The 17,687-nt window shown below is 69.7% G+C and carries 19 protein-coding genes; 11 read left to right on the forward strand and 8 right to left on the reverse strand.

Annotated features, from left to right (window positions below; translation table 11 throughout):
• Window positions 1–8: 8 nt before the first annotated feature.
• Window positions 9–1,538, reverse strand: coding sequence for a S8 family peptidase (locus ACFPQ9_RS14125; protein ID WP_380852261.1), 1,530 nt, complete (start codon window positions 1,536–1,538; stop codon window positions 9–11).
• A gap of 387 nt (window positions 1,539–1,925) precedes the next feature.
• Between ACFPQ9_RS14125 and ACFPQ9_RS14130 the strand changes: the two genes are divergently transcribed.
• The 3 genes from ACFPQ9_RS14130 (at window position 1,926) to moaA (ending at window position 5,036) form a co-directional block, all read left to right on the forward strand.
• Window positions 1,926–2,282, forward strand: a complete 357-nt coding sequence (locus ACFPQ9_RS14130; protein WP_380852264.1) for a DUF485 domain-containing protein — start codon at window positions 1,926–1,928, stop codon at window positions 2,280–2,282.
• Entirely contained in the window at window positions 2,279–3,898 is a 1,620-nt protein-coding gene (locus ACFPQ9_RS14135) for a solute symporter family protein (RefSeq protein WP_380852267.1), read from the forward strand. The genes ACFPQ9_RS14130 and ACFPQ9_RS14135 overlap by 4 nt, the downstream gene beginning before the upstream one ends.
• Window positions 3,899–4,046: 148 nt before the next feature.
• Window positions 4,047–5,036, forward strand: coding sequence for a GTP 3',8-cyclase MoaA (gene moaA / locus ACFPQ9_RS14140; RefSeq protein WP_380852270.1), 990 nt, complete (start codon window positions 4,047–4,049; stop codon window positions 5,034–5,036).
• Here moaA and ACFPQ9_RS14145 read toward each other — a convergent pair.
• Window positions 5,019–5,243 carry a hypothetical protein gene (locus tag ACFPQ9_RS14145; RefSeq protein WP_380852273.1) on the reverse strand — a complete coding sequence of 75 codons (225 nt, stop codon included), beginning with the start codon at window positions 5,241–5,243 and terminating at the stop codon, window positions 5,019–5,021. The two genes, moaA and ACFPQ9_RS14145, sit on opposite strands and share 18 nt — an antisense overlap.
• Before the next feature lie 213 nt (window positions 5,244–5,456).
• Window positions 5,457–5,855: a DUF3099 domain-containing protein gene (locus ACFPQ9_RS14150; RefSeq protein ID WP_380852276.1), complete on the reverse strand. Its 399-nt coding sequence runs from the start codon at window positions 5,853–5,855 to the stop codon at window positions 5,457–5,459.
• Between the two features lie 245 nt (window positions 5,856–6,100).
• Here ACFPQ9_RS14150 and ACFPQ9_RS14155 point away from each other — a divergent pair, with 245 nt between their 5' ends.
• Window positions 6,101–6,382, forward strand: a complete 282-nt coding sequence (locus ACFPQ9_RS14155; RefSeq protein WP_380852404.1) for a GlsB/YeaQ/YmgE family stress response membrane protein — start codon at window positions 6,101–6,103, stop codon at window positions 6,380–6,382.
• Between the two features lie 139 nt (window positions 6,383–6,521).
• Here the strand turns inward: ACFPQ9_RS14155 and tyrS are convergent, their stop codons facing one another.
• From tyrS to ACFPQ9_RS14170, 3 genes are read right to left on the reverse strand one after another with little or no spacing between them, the layout of a single operon-like run.
• Entirely contained in the window at window positions 6,522–7,790 is a 1,269-nt protein-coding gene (tyrS, locus tag ACFPQ9_RS14160) for a tyrosine--tRNA ligase (protein ID WP_380852279.1), read from the reverse strand.
• 55 nt (window positions 7,791–7,845) lie between these two features.
• Window positions 7,846–9,240, reverse strand: coding sequence for a metallopeptidase TldD-related protein (locus tag ACFPQ9_RS14165; protein WP_380852282.1), 1,395 nt, complete (start codon window positions 9,238–9,240; stop codon window positions 7,846–7,848).
• Window positions 9,237–10,760 carry a TldD/PmbA family protein gene (locus ACFPQ9_RS14170; RefSeq protein ID WP_380852285.1) on the reverse strand — a complete coding sequence of 508 codons (1,524 nt, stop codon included), beginning with the start codon at window positions 10,758–10,760 and terminating at the stop codon, window positions 9,237–9,239. Before ACFPQ9_RS14170 ends, ACFPQ9_RS14165 begins: the two co-directional genes overlap by 4 nt.
• A gap of 241 nt (window positions 10,761–11,001) precedes the next feature.
• Between ACFPQ9_RS14170 and fabG the strand changes: the two genes are divergently transcribed.
• From fabG to ACFPQ9_RS14185, 3 genes are all read left to right on the forward strand, one after another.
• A complete protein-coding gene (gene fabG, locus ACFPQ9_RS14175; protein WP_380852288.1) occupies window positions 11,002–11,706 on the forward strand; it encodes a 3-oxoacyl-[acyl-carrier-protein] reductase in 705 nt (234 codons plus the stop codon).
• A 5-nt stretch (window positions 11,707–11,711) separates the two neighbouring features.
• Entirely contained in the window at window positions 11,712–12,479 is a 768-nt protein-coding gene (gene fabI, locus ACFPQ9_RS14180) for an enoyl-ACP reductase FabI (RefSeq protein ID WP_380852291.1), read from the forward strand.
• Between the two features lie 162 nt (window positions 12,480–12,641).
• Window positions 12,642–13,004, forward strand: a complete 363-nt coding sequence (locus ACFPQ9_RS14185; protein ID WP_380852294.1) for a hypothetical protein — start codon at window positions 12,642–12,644, stop codon at window positions 13,002–13,004.
• On the opposite strand, the gene ACFPQ9_RS14190 is transcribed toward ACFPQ9_RS14185, so the two are convergent.
• Window positions 12,982–13,674 carry a FadR/GntR family transcriptional regulator gene (locus tag ACFPQ9_RS14190; protein WP_380852297.1) on the reverse strand — a complete coding sequence of 231 codons (693 nt, stop codon included), beginning with the start codon at window positions 13,672–13,674 and terminating at the stop codon, window positions 12,982–12,984. The two genes, ACFPQ9_RS14185 and ACFPQ9_RS14190, sit on opposite strands and share 23 nt — an antisense overlap.
• Window positions 13,675–13,744: 70 nt before the next feature.
• Between ACFPQ9_RS14190 and ACFPQ9_RS14195 the strand changes: the two genes are divergently transcribed.
• From ACFPQ9_RS14195 to ACFPQ9_RS14210, 4 genes are all read left to right on the forward strand, one after another.
• A complete protein-coding gene (locus tag ACFPQ9_RS14195) occupies window positions 13,745–15,046 on the forward strand; it encodes a CynX/NimT family MFS transporter (protein WP_380852300.1) in 1,302 nt (433 codons plus the stop codon).
• Between the two features lie 48 nt (window positions 15,047–15,094).
• Window positions 15,095–15,211, forward strand: coding sequence for an SGM_5486 family transporter-associated protein (locus ACFPQ9_RS14200; protein WP_380852303.1), 117 nt, complete (start codon window positions 15,095–15,097; stop codon window positions 15,209–15,211).
• A gap of 192 nt (window positions 15,212–15,403) precedes the next feature.
• On the forward strand, window positions 15,404–15,610 hold the full coding sequence (locus ACFPQ9_RS14205; RefSeq protein WP_380852306.1) for a hypothetical protein: 207 nt from the start codon (window positions 15,404–15,406) through the stop codon (window positions 15,608–15,610).
• A gap of 66 nt (window positions 15,611–15,676) precedes the next feature.
• Window positions 15,677–16,195 (forward strand): SixA phosphatase family protein, encoded by a 519-nt coding sequence (locus tag ACFPQ9_RS14210; RefSeq protein ID WP_380852309.1) that lies wholly within the window; start codon window positions 15,677–15,679, stop codon window positions 16,193–16,195.
• A 94-nt stretch (window positions 16,196–16,289) separates the two neighbouring features.
• Here the strand turns inward: ACFPQ9_RS14210 and serB are convergent, their stop codons facing one another.
• On the reverse strand, window positions 16,290–17,501 hold the full coding sequence (serB, locus tag ACFPQ9_RS14215; RefSeq protein ID WP_380852311.1) for a phosphoserine phosphatase SerB: 1,212 nt from the start codon (window positions 17,499–17,501) through the stop codon (window positions 16,290–16,292).
• Window positions 17,502–17,687: the final 186 nt, after the last annotated feature.

Below are 17,687 nucleotides of genomic sequence, written 5' to 3' on the forward strand. Positions count from 1 at the left end.
TACGTGCCTCAGTCGACGGCGTCCAGGGCGTCGACGATGCCGAACCCGTAGAAGCCGTTGACCCGCTTGCCGCCCACGCACACCGCGTCCGGTGTGCCGTCGCCGTTCTGGTCGTACGACTCCGGGCAGCCCGGGTTGTCCGCCTGGCCCTTGAGCAGCGCCTGCAGCTGGGCCGGAGTCGCCTTCGGGTGACGGGACTTCAGCAGCGCGGCGACGCCCGCGGCGTGCGGGGAGGCCATCGACGTGCCCTGGAGGTAGCCGTACTGGTTGTTCGGCAGGGTGGCCAGGATGCGGCCGTTCTTCGACGGTGTGTCGGGGATCTGGTAGAGCCGGTCGCCGCCGGGGGCCGCGATGTCGATCACGCCGTAACCGTACGTGGAGTAGTACGACTTGAGGTTCTGCACGCCCGTCGCGCTGACCGTGACGATGCCCGGCAGCTGGGTCGGCACGTCGAAGCACTGGTGCGGGTCGACGGTGCGCTCGACCGGCGTGGAGTCGTCGGGGCTGGTGCCGTCGACGATCGCGTCGGAGTCGAGGTCGTGGTTGGAGTTGCCGGCCGACGCCAGATTGAGGGTGCCCTTGCGCTGGGCGTAAAGCTGGGCCCGGTTGACGGCGTCCACGATCGCCCGCTGGTCGGGGTCGGCCACGCAGTTGTAGAGCCAGGGATCGACGTAGTAGCTGTTGTTCGTGATCTCCACCCCGTGGTCGGCGGCGAACACGAAGGCGCACACGACACTTTCGGGGTAGTAGAGGCCGTTGACGGGGTCGCTCACCTTGATGGCGGACACCTTCACACCGGGGGCGACGCCCGCGATGCCGATGCCGTTGCGGGGAGCCGCGATCTCACCGGCCACGTGCGTGCCGTGGGAGTCGGCGGTGGTGTACGGCCGCCAGGCGCCGGCGCCGGTGTCCGCCTTGCCGCCGACACAGTTCGCCGACTGGGCGGCGGAGAAGTTCGGCGCGAGGTCGGGGTGGGTGTCGTCGACGCCGTTGTCGATCACGGCGACGGTCACCTTGGGGCTGCCCGGGTTGATCTCGGCGGCCTTGTCGGCGCCGATGGCGCGCAGGTTCCACTGGTCGGCCTCCAGCGGCTCGGAGTCGCCCGCCGCGTCCGACGCCCTGGCGGTCCTCGTGGCCTGCTGCTCCGTCAGGACCTGGACGGGTCCCTCGTCCGTCGTCCCGGCGGCGGTCAGCGGCGTCGTACGCGTCACGCCCGCCGACTGCACCCCGCGCACCTCGCGCATCACCCGGGCGAAGTCGGGGTGCGCCGAATGGACGACGATCACGCCTATCCGGTCGTACGCGATCACGATGGTCCCCCCGGCCGCCTCGATCGCCCTGCGCACCGATTCCACCGTGCGGCGGTCCGGTCTGGTGTTGACGACGTAGGCCAGTGTGGGCCCGTCCACGGCCCGTGCGACGGACTCGGTGGGCGGTGCCGCCGAGGCCGCCGTCGGCAGGAAGCCGAGCGAGGCGGTCAGCGACAGGACGAGCGGGACGGCGAGAGCGAGTCGCCGTCCGGACCGCAGATGAGCCATGGGATCTCCACATCATCCGGAACCGGAACCGCCCGAGCCGCGTGTCGCGCTCGGGCAGGTACATGACGAGTGGTGCTGGGGCGAAGCTATCCCCGAACCTCCTGGCCAGCAATCCGGCCCAGGCGACTTCGGAAAGACGGCTCAGGAGTTGAACCGGTCCTCGCGTGGCGCCGTGACCTTGGACAGGAGGCGCGAGCACGATCGAGCCCCCTGTCGGATCACGCGCCGCGGCCCTAACATCGCCAGCCGGCTCAAGTGATCCATGTCACTGCGAAGAACAGAGCCGCCATGTCCGCACCCGAACCGTCCCCGACTCCGGATCCGCCCTCAACCCCCCAAATGTCCCCGTCCAACGTCGCAACAGCGCCCGCAACGCGAGGAGACTCCGTGGCCACCGACGCACCGCCCCCCTCGAAAGAGCAACACAAACTCCCCTCCACCGAGGAGTTCGCCGAGGAGCAGCAGAGCGCGGAGTTCGGTGAACTGCGCCGCTCCTACCGCTCCTTCGCCTTCCCGCTGACCGTCGCCTTCATCGCCTGGTACCTGCTGTACGTCCTGCTCTCCAACTACGCGGGCGACTTCATGGGCACCAAGCTGTTCGGCAACATCAACGTCGCGTTCGTCCTCGGTATCGCCCAGTTCGTCACCACGTTCCTCATCGCCTGGTGGTACTCGCGCCACGCCGGCGCCAAGCTCGACCCCAAGGCCGAGGCCATCAAGACACGTATGGAGGGCGGCGCATGAGCCCCGCGATGACCCTTGCCGCGAACGAGGCCAGCGAGCACCGGCCGCTGATCATCACCCTGTTCGCCTGTTTCGTGGTGGCGACCCTGTTCATCACGGTCTGGGCGGGCCGCCAGACCAAGGACGCCGCCGACTTCTACGCGGGCGGCCGGTCCTTCAGCGCCTTCCAGAACGGCCTCGCCGTCTCCGGCGACTACATGTCCGCCGCGTCGTTCCTCGGCATCGCGGGCGCCATCGCCCTCTTCGGTTACGACGGCTTCCTGTACTCCATCGGCTTCCTGGTCGCCTGGCTGGTCGCCCTGCTCCTGGTGGCCGAGCCGCTGCGGAACTCCGGCCGCTACACGATGGGCGACGTGCTCGCCTACCGCATGCGCCAGCGCCCGGTGCGCACCGCGGCCGGCACCTCGACGATCGTCGTGTCGATCTTCTACCTCCTGGCCCAGATGGCCGGTGCCGGTGTCCTGGTCTCGCTGCTGCTCGGCATCACCTCCGACGCCGGCAAGATCCTGATCGTCGGCCTCGTCGGCGTCCTGATGATCGTGTACGTCTCCATCGGCGGTATGAAGGGCACCACCTGGGTCCAGATGGTCAAGGCCGTGCTGCTCATCGGTGGCACGATCCTCATTACGTTCCTGGTGCTGCTGAAGTTCAACTTCAACATCTCGGACCTGCTGGGCAAGGCCGCCGAGAACAGCGGCAAGGGCGCCGCCTTCCTGGAGCCCGGCCTGCAGTACGGCGCCACCGGCACCTCCAAGCTGGACTTCATCTCCCTGGGCATCGCCCTGGTCCTGGGCACCGCCGGTCTGCCGCACATCCTGATCCGCTTCTACACCGTGCCCAACGCCAAGGCCGCACGTAAGTCCGTGAACTGGGCCATCGGCATCATCGGCGGCTTCTACCTGATGACCATCGCCCTCGGCTTCGGCGCCGCCGCGCTGATCTCCCAGGACGAGATCATCGCCTCCAACCCGTCCGGCAACACCGCGGCGCCCCTGCTCGCCCTGCATCTCGGCGGCGTCGATTCGGCCTGGGGCGCGATCCTGCTCGCCACCATCTCGGCCGTCGCCTTCGCCACGATTCTCGCAGTCGTCGCCGGTCTGACGCTGGCCTCGTCCTCGTCGTTCGCCCACGACATCTACGCGAACGTCATCAGGAAGGGCCAGGCCACCGAGAAGGAGGAGGTCAGGGCGGCCCGCCTCGCCACCATCGGCATCGGCGCCGTCTCCATCCTCCTCGGCGCCCTCGCCCGCGACCTGAACGTCGCCGGCCTGGTCGCCCTGGCCTTCGCGGTCGCGGCCTCCGCCAACCTGCCGACGATCCTCTACAGCCTGTTCTGGAAGCGGTTCACCACCCAGGGCGCCCTGTGGTCGATCTACGGCGGTCTGATCGTCGCCGTCGGGCTGGTGCTGTTCTCGCCGGTCGTCTCCGGCGACCCGAAGGCGATGTTCCCGGACGTCGACTTCGCCTGGTTCCCGCTGAAGAACCCGGGCATCATCTCCATCCCGTTCGGCTTCCTCATGGGCTGGCTCGGCACGGTCCTGTCCAAGGAGGAGCCCGACGCCGGCAAGTACGCGGAGCTGGAGGTCCGGTCCCTGACCGGCACCGGAGCCCACTAGCCGGGCATCCCGAGCGGCCGCGTCGTAGATCCCTACGACGCGGCCGCGTCTTACGTCGTGGGATCGGGCCTGTGTCACTGTCAGTGCGGTCACGTAGGCTCGCAGGAGACGGAAGTTGAAACTGGTTGCGTCGAGGGAGGGGGCCCACGTGCTCATCGACACCTACGGCCGAGTGGCCACCGACCTGAGAGTGTCGCTGACCGACCGCTGCAACCTGCGGTGTACGTACTGCATGCCCGAGGAGGGCCTGCAGTGGCTGGCCAAGCCCGACCTGCTCACGGACGACGAGATCGTCCGCCTGATCGACATCGCCGTCACTTCGCTGGGTATCGAGGAGGTCCGCTTCACCGGCGGCGAGCCCCTGCTGCGCCCCGGCCTGGTCGGCATAGTGGAGCGGGTCGCCGCGCTGGCCCCGCGCCCCCAGATGTCCCTGACGACGAACGGCATCGGCCTCAAGCGCACCGCGGCCGCCCTGAAGGCCGCCGGCCTGGACCGGGTCAACGTCTCCCTGGACACCCTGCGCCCCGATGTCTTCAAGACCCTGACCCGTCGCGACCGCCACAAGGACGTCATCGAGGGCCTGGACGCCGCCCGCGACGCCGGTCTCACCCCGGTCAAGGTCAACTCGGTGCTGATGCCGGGCCTGAACGGGGACGAGGCCCCCGACCTGCTGGCCTGGGCCGTCGAGCACGACTACGAGCTGCGGTTCATCGAGCAGATGCCCCTGGACGCCCAGCACGGCTGGAAGCGCGACGGCATGATCACCGCCGGTGACATCCTGACGTCCCTGCGTACCCGCTTCGAGCTGACCCCCGAGGGTGAGGAGAAGCGCGGCTCGGCCCCGGCGGAGCGCTGGCTGGTGGACGGCGGCCCGCATGTCGTGGGCGTGATCGCCTCCGTCACCCGCCCGTTCTGCGCGGCCTGCGACCGCACCCGCCTGACCGCCGACGGTCAGATACGCACCTGCCTGTTCGCCACCGAGGAGACCGACCTCCGCGCGGCCCTGCGCTCCGGCGCCCCCGACGAGGAGATCGCCCGCATCTGGCGCCTGGCGATGTGGGGCAAGAAGGCGGGCGCGGGCCTGGACGACCCGTCGTTCGTCCAGCCGGACAGGCCGATGTCAGCCATCGGTGGCTGAAGAGGCCTCTTCCCATTCCTTGAGCAGGACGACGTCCTTCAAGAACCCCCGCACGCCGAGAAACTGCGACAGATGCTCGCGATGCTCTTCACAGGCGAGCCATGTCTTGCGCCGCTCAGGCGTATGAATCTTCGGGTTGTTCCAGGCCAGCACCCACAGGGCGTCGGCCCGGCAGCCCTTGGCAGAACAGATGGGAGTGTCACTCACAGATACGTCTCACAAGTCGCGGACAAAAAGGCGACGCCGAGCAGCCACGGGGGGAGCTGCCCGGCGTCGGTCCGTCGCTCCGACGGGGGATGCGGAGCGCCTACGAAGTATGTCATGGGTAACCCGTCGCCCGGCACCGGAACAACACTATTGATCTGAGGTTTTCCTGAGCTTGGCGCGGAGTCGTCTTTCGGAACCTAGGGGTCCGGTGCATCACGCCCCGTCGCGCGGTTTGCTTTGTGCGCCAGGTCCCGGGTCGTTCGCCACATCTTCCGGGGACGATTCCGCGTAACCGTCGTTCGTCCGCGGCGGCGCGATCATCGTCCGCATCGGCGTGCTCACGAAGGTCGACGGCAGGGACGGCGCATTTTCCCGCCCGGCGTTGGCGATCACCACCGCGATGTACGGCAGGACCGCGCCCAGCACCAACGCCACGATCGCGACATGCCGTTCGACGTTCCACAGCGAGGCCGCGAGGATGACCGAAAGCGTACGGATCGACATCGAGATGACGTACCTACGCTGCCTGCCGCGCACATCGTCCTGGAGACCCGCGCGGGCTCCGGTGATCCGGAACACCTCGGTGTTGCCGCTCGCGTGCAGCTTCCGCATCACATTCCACCATCCGCCCGCATCGGACTCCGCCCCTGCCCGTACCCCTCCGTCCCCGGTCGGGGGCCCGGGCCGGGACACTCTCCACGGTACGCCTCACCTCCGCCGCCTACGAGACCGGGTCCCCTGCCACCTGGGGGAACGCGATGGGCCGTAACGCGTACGGCGGTACCCGGCATGCGGCGTACCAGGGCCGCACCAAGACTGGGCGTACTGCTCACCCCGAGCCGTACGAGGAGGCAGCCATGGGCTGGTTGTGGGCGATCATCGTGGGATTCGTGCTCGGCCTGCTGGCCAAGCTGATCATCCCCGGCAAGCAGCACAGCCCCCTCTGGCTGACCACGATCTTCGGCATCCTCGGCGCCATCGTCGGCAACTCCATCGCCCGCGCCTTCGGCGTCGAGTCGACCCGCGGCATCGACTGGAGCCGGCACATCTTCCAGATCGTCGCCGCGGTGATCATCGTGTACCTGGGCGACATGCTGTATGTGGCGACGCTGGGCAAGAAGAAGACGCAACGGACGTGAGCGGACAACGCCCTGAGCGGAAGCGCCCCGAAGGGGCGCGGGGCTGTATCGGTTTGCGGCTCCGCCGCGGGGCGCGATCAACCACAACGTGGCCGCACCCCGCAGCTCACCGCACCCCAACGGCGAACTCCGAAAACCGCTAGGCCCCTGTGACTTCTACAGCCGCCAGGTTCTTCTTCCCGCGCCGCAGCACCAGCCACCGCCCGTGCAGCAGGTCTTCCTTCGAGGGCACCGCGTCCTCCCCGGCGACCTTCACGTTGTTCACGTACGCCCCGCCCTCCTTCACGGTGCGCCGCGCAGCCGACTTGCTGGCCACCAGCCCGACCTCCGCGAACAGATCGACCACCGCACCGAGCTCGGCGACCTGCACATGCGGCACCTCGGACAGCGCCGCAGCCAGCGTCGCGGCATCCAGCTCCGCCAGCTCGCCCTGCCCGAACAGCGCACGGGACGCGGCGATCACCGCGGCCGTCTGGTCGGCGCCGTGCACCAGCGTCGTCAGCTCCTCGGCCAGCGCCCGCTGCGCGGCCCGCGCCTGCGGACGCTCCTGCGTCTGCTTCTCCAGCTCCTCCAGCTCCGCACGGGACTTGAAGGACAGGATGCGCATGTAGGTCGAGATGTCCCGGTCGTCCGCGTTCAGCCAGAACTGGTAGAACGCGTACGGCGTCGTCATCTCCGGGTCGAGCCAGATGGCGCCGCCCTCGGTCTTGCCGAACTTGGTGCCGTCCGCCTTGGTCATCAGCGGTGTCGCCAGAGCGTGCACATTGGCGTGCGGCTCCAGCCGGTGGATCAGGTCCAGACCGGCCGTGAGGTTGCCCCACTGGTCGCTGCCGCCCTGCTGGAGGGTGCAGCCGTGCCGCCGGTACAGCTCAAGGAAGTCCATGCCCTGGAGCAGCTGGTAGCTGAACTCGGTGTAGCTGATGCCCTCTTCGGACTGAAGTCGCCGGGCGACGGAGTCCTTGGTCAGCATCTTGTTGACGCGGAAGTGCTTGCCGATGTCCCGCAGGAACTCGATGGCCGACAGGCCGGCCGTCCAGTCCAGGTTGTTCACCATCACCGCGGCGTTGTCGCCCTCGAAGGAGAGGAAGGGCTCGATCTGCCCGCGCAGCCGGTTCACCCAGTTCGCGACCGTCTCCGGGTCGTTCAGCGTGCGCTCGGCCGTCGGGCGCGGGTCGCCGATCTGGCCGGTCGCCCCGCCGACCAGCGCCAGCGGGCGCAGGCCCGCCTGCTGGAGGCGGCGCATGGTGAGGACCTGGACGAGGTGGCCGACGTGCAGGCTGGCCGCGGTCGGGTCGAAACCGCAATAGAACGTGACGGGACCGTCCGCGAGCGCCTTGCGCAATGCGTCCTCGTCAGTGGACAGGGCGATCACGCCACGCCACTTCAGCTCGTCGACGATGTCCGTCACGGTTCTCGTGTCTCCTTGATGATCTCGGGCAGTCGGGTGACAGCCGACTACGAGGTTATACGCCCTGACTGACAGAGCTCATGTTGAAATCGGGGACGCGCAGCGCCGGCATCGCGGCCCTGGTGAACCAGTCGCCCCACTCCCTGGGCAGGGTCTTCTCCGTACGGCCGGCCTCGCTCGCCCGCCCCAGCAGATCCACCGGCGACTCGTTGAACCGGAAGTTGTTGACCTCGCCGGTCACCTCGCCGTTCTCGACCAGGTACACGCCGTCCCGGGTCAGGCCCGTGAGCAGCAGCGTCGCCGGGTCGACCTCCCGGATGTACCACAGGCAGGTCAGCAGCAGCCCGCGCTCGGTGTTCGCGACCATCTCCTCGATCGAGCGGTCATTGCCGCCGTCCAGGATCAGATTGTCGATCGCCGGTGCCAGGGACAGACCGGTCAGGCCCGCGCTGTGCCGGCTGGTCGTGAGGTGGCTCAGCTCGCCCTCGCGCAGCCAGTCGGTGGCCGTCAGCGGCAGGCCGTTGTCGAACACCGACTGGTCGCCCCCGGAGGAGTGCGCGATCACGAACGGCGCGGACTCAAGGCCCGGCTCGTTCGGATCGCTGCGCAGCGTCAGCGGCAGCTCGCTCAGCTTCTCGCCGAGACGCGTCGCGCCGCCCGGCTTGGAGAACACGGTCCGGCCCTCGGCCGCGTCCCGGCCCGACGCCGACCAGAGCTGGTAGATCAGCAGGTCGGCCACGGCGGTCGGCGGCAGCAGCGTCTCGTACCGGCCGGCCGGCAGCTCAAGGCGTCGCTCCGCCCAGCCGAGACGTACGGCCAGCTCGGCGTCGAGCGCCGTCGGGTCCACGTCCTTGAAGTCCCGGGTGGCCCGCCCCGCCCAGGCCGAGCGGGTACGGTCCGGCGACTTGGCGTTCAGCTCCAGCGTCCCGTTGGGCTGGTCGTGCCGCAGCCGCAGCCCGGTGGACGTGCCCACATACGTCGACACCATCTCGTGGTTGGCGAAGCCGTACAGCTCACGTCCGCCCGCACGCGCGCGTGCGAACGCCTCGCCCAGCGCCGGGGCGAAGTCGGCGAACACCGTCGACGACGTCTCGGCCGGGGCGTCCGTGAAGTCCTGGGACACCGGTACGTCCGCCACCAGCGGCTGCGCGTCCTCGGCGGGTCCCGCGGAGCGCGCGGCGGCCTCGGCGGCCCGCACCAGCGGCTCCAGCTCGTCCAGGGTCACGGCGGAGCGGGACACGACACCGGAGGCCGTGCCCTCCTTGCCGTCGACGGTCGCGACGACGGTGAGCGTCCGCCCGCGCGTGACGCCGTTCGTGGTCAGCGCATTTCCCGCCCAGCGCAGATTGGCGGTCGACTGCTCGTCGGCGATGACGACACACCCGTCGGCCCGCGACAGCTCCAGGGCCCGCTCGACGATCTCGTGCGGCTTGTTGGTACGGGCGCTCATCGACCGGCCTCCTGCGTGGTGTTCAGAATGTTGACGCCCTTGAAGAGGGCCGACGGGCAGCCGTGCGAGACCGCCGCGACCTGGCCCGGCTGAGCCTTGCCGCAGTTGAAGGCGCCGCCGAGGACATACGTCTGCGGACCGCCCACCGCCGCCATCGAGCCCCAGAAGTCGGTGGTCGTCGCCTGGTAGGCCACGTCCCGCAGCTGGCCGGTGATCCGCCCGTTCTCGATCTTGAAGAACCGCTGGCCGGTGAACTGGAAGTTGTAGCGCTGCATGTCGATCGACCAGGACCGGTCCCCGACGACGTAGATCCCGCGGTCCACGCTGCCGATCAGATCCTCCGTCGACATCCCGGCCGGATCCGGCTGGAGCGAGACGTTGGCCATGCGCTGCACCGGCACATGGCCGGGGGAGTCGGCGAACGCGCACCCGTTGGAGCGCTCGAACCCGGTCAGCTTCGCGATGCGCCGGTCGAGCTGGTAGCCGACCAGGGTGCCGTCCTTCACCAGGTCCCAGGACTGGCCCGCGACGCCCTCGTCGTCGTACCCGATGGTCGCGAGGCCGTGCTCGGCGGTGCGGTCACCGGTGACGTTCATCAGGTCCGAGCCGTACCGGAGCTTGCCGAGCTGGTCGAAGGTGGCGAAGGAGGTGCCGGCGTAGGCGGCCTCGTAGCCGAGGGCGCGGTCCAGCTCGGTGGCGTGCCCGATGGACTCGTGGATCGTCAGCCACAGGTTGGAGGGGTCCACGACGAGGTCGTAGGGCCCCGCCTCCACGCTCGGCGCCCGCATCTTCTCGGCGAGCAGCCCGGGGATCTGCTCCAGCTCGCTCTCCCAGTCCCAGCCGGTGCCCGTCAGGTACTCCCAGCCGCGGCCGACCGGCGGCGCGATCGTGCGCATGGAGTCGAACTCGCCGCTCGACTCGTCGACCGACACGGCGGTCAGCTGCGGGTGCAGCCGGACCCGCTGCTGGGTGGTCACGGTCCCGGCGGTGTCGGCGTAGAACTTGTTCTCGTGGACCGTCAGCAGCGAGGCGTCCACGTGGTTGACGCCCTCCGCCGCCAGCAGCCGCGCGCTCCAGTCCGCCAGCAGCCCCGACTTCTCCTCGTCGGGCACGGTGAACGGGTCGATCTCGTACGACGAGATCCACGTCTTCTCGGCGTGCACGGGCTCGGCGGCGAGCTCCACCCGCTCGTCCGACCCGGCGGCCTTGATCACCTGGGCGGACAGCTTCGCCATGGCCACCGCCTGCGACGCGACCTTGGCGGCGGCGTCCAGCGTCAGATCGACCCCGGAGGCGAAGCCCCAGGTGCCGCCGTGCACCACGCGTACCGCGTAGCCGAGGTCGGTGGTGTCCGACGAACCGGCGAGCCGGGCGTCCCGCAGCCGCCAGGACGCGCTGCGCACCCGCTCGAACCGGAAGTCCGCGTGCTCCGCGCCGAGCGCACGCGCGCGTGCCAGCGCCGCGTCGGCCAGGGCGCGTAGCGGAAGCGCCGTGAAGGCTTCATCGATCGTATGAGGCACGGAGGTCTCCCTGCTGTCGTGGCCTGTCGGCACCGATCATGTCGCGCGGGCGGGCCCGTGGACCACACGTTTCCGGCTGGAGTCGGCATCTTTCTGTAGAGACCCGACAGTGACTCCCGTACGCCACTGTCGGTGCCCGAATGTCCGCCGCCGGGACGCGACCGATAGGTTTTCGGTGAAGCCGCCTGTCACCCAGCTGTTCGGGCGGGTGTGTTCAGACCCCTATCGAAAGGGTGATCCGTTGAGCCGCTCGGTTCTCGTCACCGGAGGCAACCGGGGCATCGGCCTCGCCATCGCCCGCGCTTTCGCCGACGCCGGCGACAAGGTCGCGATCACTTACCGCTCGGGTGAGCCGCCGGCCGGCTTCCTGGCCGTCAAGTGCGACATCACCGACACCGAGCAGGTGGAGCAGGCCTACAAGGAGATCGAGGCCGAGCACGGCCCGGTCGAGGTGCTGATCGCCAACGCCGGCGTCACCAAGGACCAGCTCCTGATGCGCATGTCCGAGGAGGACTTCACCTCGGTCATCGACACCAACCTCACCGGCACCTTCCGTGTGGTCAAGCGCGCCAACCGCGCCATGCTGCGCGCCAAGAAGGGCCGCGTGGTGCTGATCTCCTCGGTCGTCGGGCTGTACGGCGGTCCCGGCCAGGCCAATTACGCCGCCTCCAAGGCCGGCCTCGTCGGCTTCGCGCGCTCCCTCGCCCGTGAGCTGGGCTCGCGCAACATCACCTTCAACGTCGTCGCGCCCGGCTTCGTCGACACCGACATGACCAAGGTGCTCACCGACGAGCAGCGTGAGGGCATCGTGAAGCAGGTGCCGCTCGGTCGTTACGCGCAGCCGGAGGAGATCGCCGCGACAGTGCGGTTCCTCGCCTCGGACGACGCCTCGTACATCACTGGAGCCGTCATCCCCGTTGACGGCGGACTGGGAATGGGTCACTGATCACCATGAGCGGAATTCTCGAGGGCAAGCGCGTCCTGATCACCGGTGTGCTGATGGAGTCCTCCATCGCCTTCCACACCGCCAAGCTGGCCCAGGAGCAGGGTGCCGAGATCATCCTGACCGCCTTCCCGCGGCCCACGCTGACCGAGCGCATCGCCAAGAAGCTCCCCAAGCCCACCAAGGTCATCGAGCTCGATGTCACCAACGACGAGCACCTCGGCCGGCTGGCCGACATCGTGGGCGAGGAGCTCGGCGGCCTCGACGGAGTCGTGCACTCCATCGGCTTCGCCCCGCAGGACGCCCTCGGCGGCAACTTCCTGAACACGCCGTTCGAGTCCGTCGCCACGGCCATGCACGTCTCGGCGTACTCCCTGAAGTCGCTGACCATGGCCTGCCTGCCGCTGATGCAGAACGGCGGCTCGGTCGTCGGCCTCACCTTCGACGCGCAGTACGCCTGGCCCCAGTACGACTGGATGGGCCCGGCCAAGGCCGCCCTGGAGGCCACCAGCCGCTACATGGCGCGTGACCTGGGCAAGCAGAACATCCGCTGCAACCTCGTCTCGGCGGGCCCGATCGGTTCGATGGCCGCCAAGTCCATCCCGGGCTTCGCGGAGCTGGCCTCCGTGTGGGACAGCCGCGCCCCGCTGGAGTGGGACCTGAAGGACCCGGAGCCGGCCGGCAAGGGTGTCGTTGCCCTGCTGAGCGACTGGTTCCCGAAGACCACGGGCGAGATCATCCACGTGGACGGCGGCCTGCACGCCATCGGCGCCTGATCCTCCGTACGCCGTCGACGCCCCGTTTCCCGCCGCCGCGCGGGGAGCGGGGCGTCACCCGTTCGGCTCATCCGGCGAGGCGGCCGGGGCCGCCGGGCGCGCACCCTTGAGTACGCGTTCCTCACGCGAACCCCTCTCCCGTACGGCCGAGGAGGTCCCGTTGTGCGCTTGTCCCGCCGCTTGGCCTCAACGACCGTCGCCGTCGCACTCGTACTGCCCGTCTCCTGCGCGGCGATAGCCCACGCGCGTGTGCACTCCGCCGAAGCCGTCGCCGAAACGGAGCCCGAGGAGCCGTTCGGCGCCGCGTGCCGGATCGACGTCGCCGGTTCCCGGGTGACCGCGTTCTGCCACAACCCCTATCCGGAGACCGACAGCGTGAGCCTGCATGTCGAGTGTCTGCGCTGGTGGGACCTGGACAGCGACGGCTCCGCGGTGGACGCCGAGCCCGCGCAGACCGTACGGCTGACGGCCCGCTGCTGGAAGGAGATCGACTCGGCGTGGGTCAGTCACCGTCGGGAGGGCTGACGCGCCCCGGCCGGCAGTGGAACGGATATCCCGCCGCCTCGTCCGCGGCGGCGGACGCGTCGCCCGCGCGGATCGCGTCGACAAGTCGCGCGTGGTCCAGATACGACTCCGGCGTCAGCTCCGTGCCGACGTCGTCGCGCAGCCAGTCCACCAGGACCTCGCCCAGATCCGCGTACATCGCGGTCATCACGTCGTTGTGGGAGGCCGCGACCACCGCCAGGTGGAAGGTCGCGTCCGCTGCCACGAACGCCTCCGTGTCCCCCGACTCCCAGGCCTCCTCGCGCCGCGCCAGCAGCGTGTCCAGCTGCTTGAGGTCCTTCTCCGTGCGCCGCACGGCGGCCAGCTTGGCGGCGCCCGACTCCAGCGTGGAGCGCAGCTCGGCGATGTGCCGGGGGTCGGTGTCGGTGAAGCGGCGGTGCATGACACCGGCCAGCTCGCTGGTCGCCACCACATAGGTGCCGGAGCCCTGGCGGATGTCCAGCAGGCCGTTGTGCGCGAGGGCACGGACCGCCTCTCGGACCGTGTTGCGGGCCACACCGAGCTGCTCGACCAGCTCGGGCTCGGTCGGGATGCGGGAGCCGACGGGCCATTCGCCGGAGGCGATCTGGTTCCGCAAGGCCGCGATGACCTGCTCGGACAGCGCCGAGCGGCGGGGGTGGCTCAGGGGCATGGCAGACCTTCGCACGTGAGGACCGGGACCGGGCGGCCCGGGGGTGGACAACCAATCATCCCATGATTCTATGATGGGTGGCATGGCAAGCGAGGAAACCCGGACGGTGACGTCCATGCGTATACGCAACCCTGAGACAGACACCCTCTCGGAACCCGCCACGCGCGCGTGGACGATGCGGCTGCTCGTGGTCGGCATCGTGCTGACCGCGCTGAACCTCCGCCCCGCCATCACCAGCCTCGGCGCCCTCCTCGAAGAGGTCCGCGACGCGCTCGGCATGAGCGGCAGCGTGGCCGGACTCCTCACCTCCGTGCCCCCGCTGTGCTTCGCCGTCTTCGGCGTCGCCGCCCCGCGCCTGGCCCGCCGCTTCGGCCCCGGCGCCGTGGTGTGCGCCGGCATGGTCGCCATCACCACGGGCCTGCTCGTACGACCGTACGTGGGCAGCACGGCCGGCTTCCTGGCCGCCACCGCGCTCGCCCTCATGGGCATCGCGGTCAGCAACGTCCTGATGCCGGTCATCGTCAAGCGCTGGTTCCCCGACCGGGTCGGCTCCATGACCGGCCTGTACTCGATGGCCCTGGCCCTGGGCACCGCGTCCGCCGCGGCCGTGACGGTCCCGATGACCGAGGTGCTGGGCGGGAACTGGCACAGCGGACTCGCGGTGTGGGCGGGCCTCGCGGTGGCCGCCGTGGTGCCGTGGATCCCCTTCGTGCGGGACCGGGGGGACCGGGGAGCGGCGCCCGGCACGGCCGCCGAGCAGAAGCACGCGCGCGTGGACGCGCCCCCCGTGCGCATCACCCGCAGCCGCACCGCCTGGGCCCTCGCCGTCTACTTCGGGCTCCAGGCCACCGGCGCCTACATCACGATGGGCTGGATGGCGCAGATCTTCCGGGACTCCGGGGTGCACGCCGGCACGGCGGGTCTGCTGCTCGCCGTCACCATGGTGATGGGCGTGCCACTGGCCTTCGTCATCCCGCGCCTCGCCACCAGGCTGCCCCACCAGGGGCCCATCGTGCTCGCCCTGGGCGCCTGCGGCCTCGTCGGCTACGCCGGCCTGTACCTCGCCCCGGTCTCCGGCGCCTGGGTCTGGGCCGTGCTGCTGGGCATCTCCAACTGCTCGTTCCCGCTGGCCCTCACCATGGTCGGCATGCGGGCCCGGTCCAGCGCGGGCGTGGCCCAGCTGTCGGGCTTCGCGCAGAGCACCGGCTATCTGATCTCCATCCCCGGCCCGCTCCTGGTCGGCGTGCTCTACCAGCACAGCGGCGGCTGGGGGCTGCCGATCGCCCTCATGGCCGGCCTGATGATCCCGCAGATGGCGGTGGGCGTCCTCGCGGGCCGCAACCGCGTCGTGGAGGACGAAGCGGCCCGCTGACCGTACCCCCGCGGGGCGGGCCCGGACGGCGGGTGGGACACTTCCCGTATGCCAGTGCTCGACCCGAACCCCCAGAACGGCCAGAAGAAGCTGCTGCTCGTCTTCGGCGCGTTCTTCGCCATCTTCGTGATCATCGGCGTCATCGCGACGATCGCCTCACCCTGAACCGGGCCCCCGCCGGACGTCCCGCGACACAGCCCGGCAGCCGATGGTGGGGCTAGCCCCCCATCCCCTAGGGGGTGAGTGTCAGGGTCAACTGGGTGGATCACCGGATGGGTTGGGGGCCGATCGGTCCGTAACTTCGAGATGTGGCCGCGACAGGCGGACACCGACCACTCGAAGATCCGCGGAGGCATCATGTCGGCCCGTACGCACACCTCGCCCCAGCCGGCGTCCACGGGCCGTGCCGAGATCCGGCTGCCCTGGTGGGCCCTGGCCCTGCCGACGCTCGCGTTCATCACGCTGCTGACGCTGATTCTCAACCCGGCGGACGCGCAGGCCGCCACCGCCGAGCCGGCGATCACCCAGCTCCTCGAGCGCATACAGCAGCTGATCACGCACTGAGCGCCCCCGGAGGCGCCCCGTCAACTACCTGCGCCCCATGGCCTGTTTCATGCGAAGCTGGATCTCATGAGCGTCGCAGAATCCCGCAGGATTGTCCTCTTCCGGCATGCGAAAGCCGACTGGCCACAGGTGACCGACCATGAGCGGCCGCTCGCCGAGCGGGGCCGAATGGACGCGGCGGAGGCCGGCCGCAGGCTCGCCGACACCGCCATCCCCTTCGACCTGGCCCTGTGCTCCACCGCGACCCGGACCCGGGAAACCTGGAAGCTCGCCGTCCACGAGTTCCAGCACCGGCCGAAAACCGTCTACGAAGAGCGGGTCTACGAGGCCTCGCCCGGCGAGCTGATCGCCCTGCTCAACGAAACCCCGGACGACGCACAGAACGTCCTGCTGATCGGCCACAACCCCGGCGTACAAGGCCTCGCCGACATCCTGTCCGGCTCCGCCGACGATGACGCGCGCGAGCGGATGAGCCGCCGCGGCTTCCCGGCCTCCGCCTTCGCCGTCCTGTCCTTCAGCGGCACCTGGAAGACGCTGGAGCCCGGCGTGGCCACGCTGCTGGACTACTGGGCTCCGTCCGAGTGACCGACCCGCACGAAGGGGCCCGGCACCGTCTTGGCGCCGGGCCCCTTCGCGCTTGGGCCGTCCGGGTGTCTCACGGTCCGGCCGTTTCAGGTCGTCATTCCTCGTCGTCGTGCATGTCCGCGGCCTCGACCTCTTCGCGGGTGACCCCGAGCAGATAGAGGACCGTGTCCAGGAACGGCACGTTCACCGCCGTGTGCGCGGCCTCCCGCACCACCGGCTTGGCGTTGAAGGCGACACCGAGGCCGGCCGCGTTCAGCATGTCGAGGTCGTTGGCGCCGTCACCGATCGCCACCGTCTGCGACAGCGGCACCCCCGCCTCGGCGGCGAACCGGCGCAGCAGCCGCGCCTTGCCCGCCCGGTCGACGATCTCGCCGGTCACCTTGCCGGTGAGCTTCCCGTCGACGATCTCCAGCGTGTTCGCCTGGGCGAAGTCGAGCCCGAGCCGCTCCTTCAGATCATCCGTGACCTGCGTGAACCCGCCCGAGACGACTCCCACTTGAAAGCCGAGCCGCTTCATCGTGCGGATCAGCGTGCGCGCGCCCGGCGTCAGCCGCACCTCGCTGCGCACCTTGTCCACCACCGAGGCGTCCAGCCCCGCCAGCAGCGCCACGCGTGCGTGCAGCGACTGTTCGAAGTCCAGCTCCCCGCGCATCGCGGCCGCCGTCACCTCGGCCACCTTGTCCTCGCAGCCGGCGTGCGCCGCGAAGAGCTCGATCACCTCGTCCTGGATGAGCGTGGAGTCCACGTCCATGACGACCAGACGCTGGGCACGGCGGTGCAGTCCGGCCGCGACGACCGCGATGTCGACACCCAGTGCCGCGGACTCCGTCACCAGGGCGGTGCGCAGCGGCTCGGTCTCCGCGCCGGAGACCGCGAACTCCACCGCCGTCACCGGGTACTTGGCGAGCCGGAAGATACGGTCGATGTTGGCGCCGGACTTGGTGATCCTGGCGGCGATGGCGGCCGTCGCCTCCGCGGTGAGGGGGTGCCCCAGCACGGTCACCAGGGAGCGTCCGAGGCCACGCGGGCGGTTGTCGCCGAGGCCGGAGATGATCTCCGCCTGCATCTTCATCGACTCCGCCCAGCTGTGGACGGTCGCCCGCAGATCTCCTTCCTGGCCGGCCGGCGGCTGCGTCACGAGCGCGCACAGCGTGATCCGGCCACGGGTGACGACCTGCTCGATGTCGACCACGTCGACCGAGTAGGCGGCCAGCGTGTCGAAGAGGCCGGCGGTGATACCCGGCCTGTCCTTCCCGAAGATCTTGACGAGAAGGGTGGGGAACTCAGAGGTCTGCGAAGCGCTCATGGTGCTTCCACCGTATCCGGCACCCAGTGCCTGCCGCCCCTGAGGTCCGTCTAGCGGACACGGAACACTGGGTGTCGACCCGGTGGCGAAGGCCTTACGTTCCGGACACCTCTGCACCAGTGGCCGTGCACCACCCCAGGATCACCTGTGGCCCGACACCTCACGGCCGCACTCCGATTGACTCCC

The sequence above is a fragment of the Streptomyces coerulescens genome (genome assembly GCF_042657965.1).
Classification (GTDB): domain Bacteria; phylum Actinomycetota; class Actinomycetes; order Streptomycetales; family Streptomycetaceae; genus Streptomyces; species Streptomyces coerulescens.

Excerpts from the sequence above, each read along its gene's own strand:
- ACFPQ9_RS14125 (WP_380852261.1), bottom strand. The coding sequence starts at position 1,538 with ATGGCTCATCTGCGGTCCGGACGGCGACTCGCTCTCGCCGTCCCGCTC.
- ACFPQ9_RS14135 (WP_380852267.1), top strand. The coding sequence starts at position 2,279 with ATGAGCCCCGCGATGACCCTTGCCGCGAACGAGGCCAGCGAGCACCGG.
- ACFPQ9_RS14150 (WP_380852276.1), bottom strand. The coding sequence starts at position 5,855 with ATGCGGAAGCTGCACGCGAGCGGCAACACCGAGGTGTTCCGGATCACC.
- ACFPQ9_RS14155 (WP_380852404.1), top strand. The coding sequence starts at position 6,101 with ATGGGCTGGTTGTGGGCGATCATCGTGGGATTCGTGCTCGGCCTGCTG.
- ACFPQ9_RS14165 (WP_380852282.1), bottom strand. The coding sequence starts at position 9,240 with ATGAGCGCCCGTACCAACAAGCCGCACGAGATCGTCGAGCGGGCCCTG.
- fabI (WP_380852291.1), top strand. The coding sequence starts at position 11,712 with ATGAGCGGAATTCTCGAGGGCAAGCGCGTCCTGATCACCGGTGTGCTG.
- ACFPQ9_RS14190 (WP_380852297.1), bottom strand. The coding sequence starts at position 13,674 with ATGCCCCTGAGCCACCCCCGCCGCTCGGCGCTGTCCGAGCAGGTCATC.
- ACFPQ9_RS14195 (WP_380852300.1), top strand. The coding sequence starts at position 13,745 with ATGATGGGTGGCATGGCAAGCGAGGAAACCCGGACGGTGACGTCCATG.
- ACFPQ9_RS14200 (WP_380852303.1), top strand. The coding sequence starts at position 15,095 with ATGCCAGTGCTCGACCCGAACCCCCAGAACGGCCAGAAGAAGCTGCTG.
- ACFPQ9_RS14205 (WP_380852306.1), top strand. The coding sequence starts at position 15,404 with ATGTCGGCCCGTACGCACACCTCGCCCCAGCCGGCGTCCACGGGCCGT.
- ACFPQ9_RS14210 (WP_380852309.1), top strand. The coding sequence starts at position 15,677 with ATGAGCGTCGCAGAATCCCGCAGGATTGTCCTCTTCCGGCATGCGAAA.
- serB (WP_380852311.1), bottom strand. The coding sequence starts at position 17,501 with ATGAGCGCTTCGCAGACCTCTGAGTTCCCCACCCTTCTCGTCAAGATC.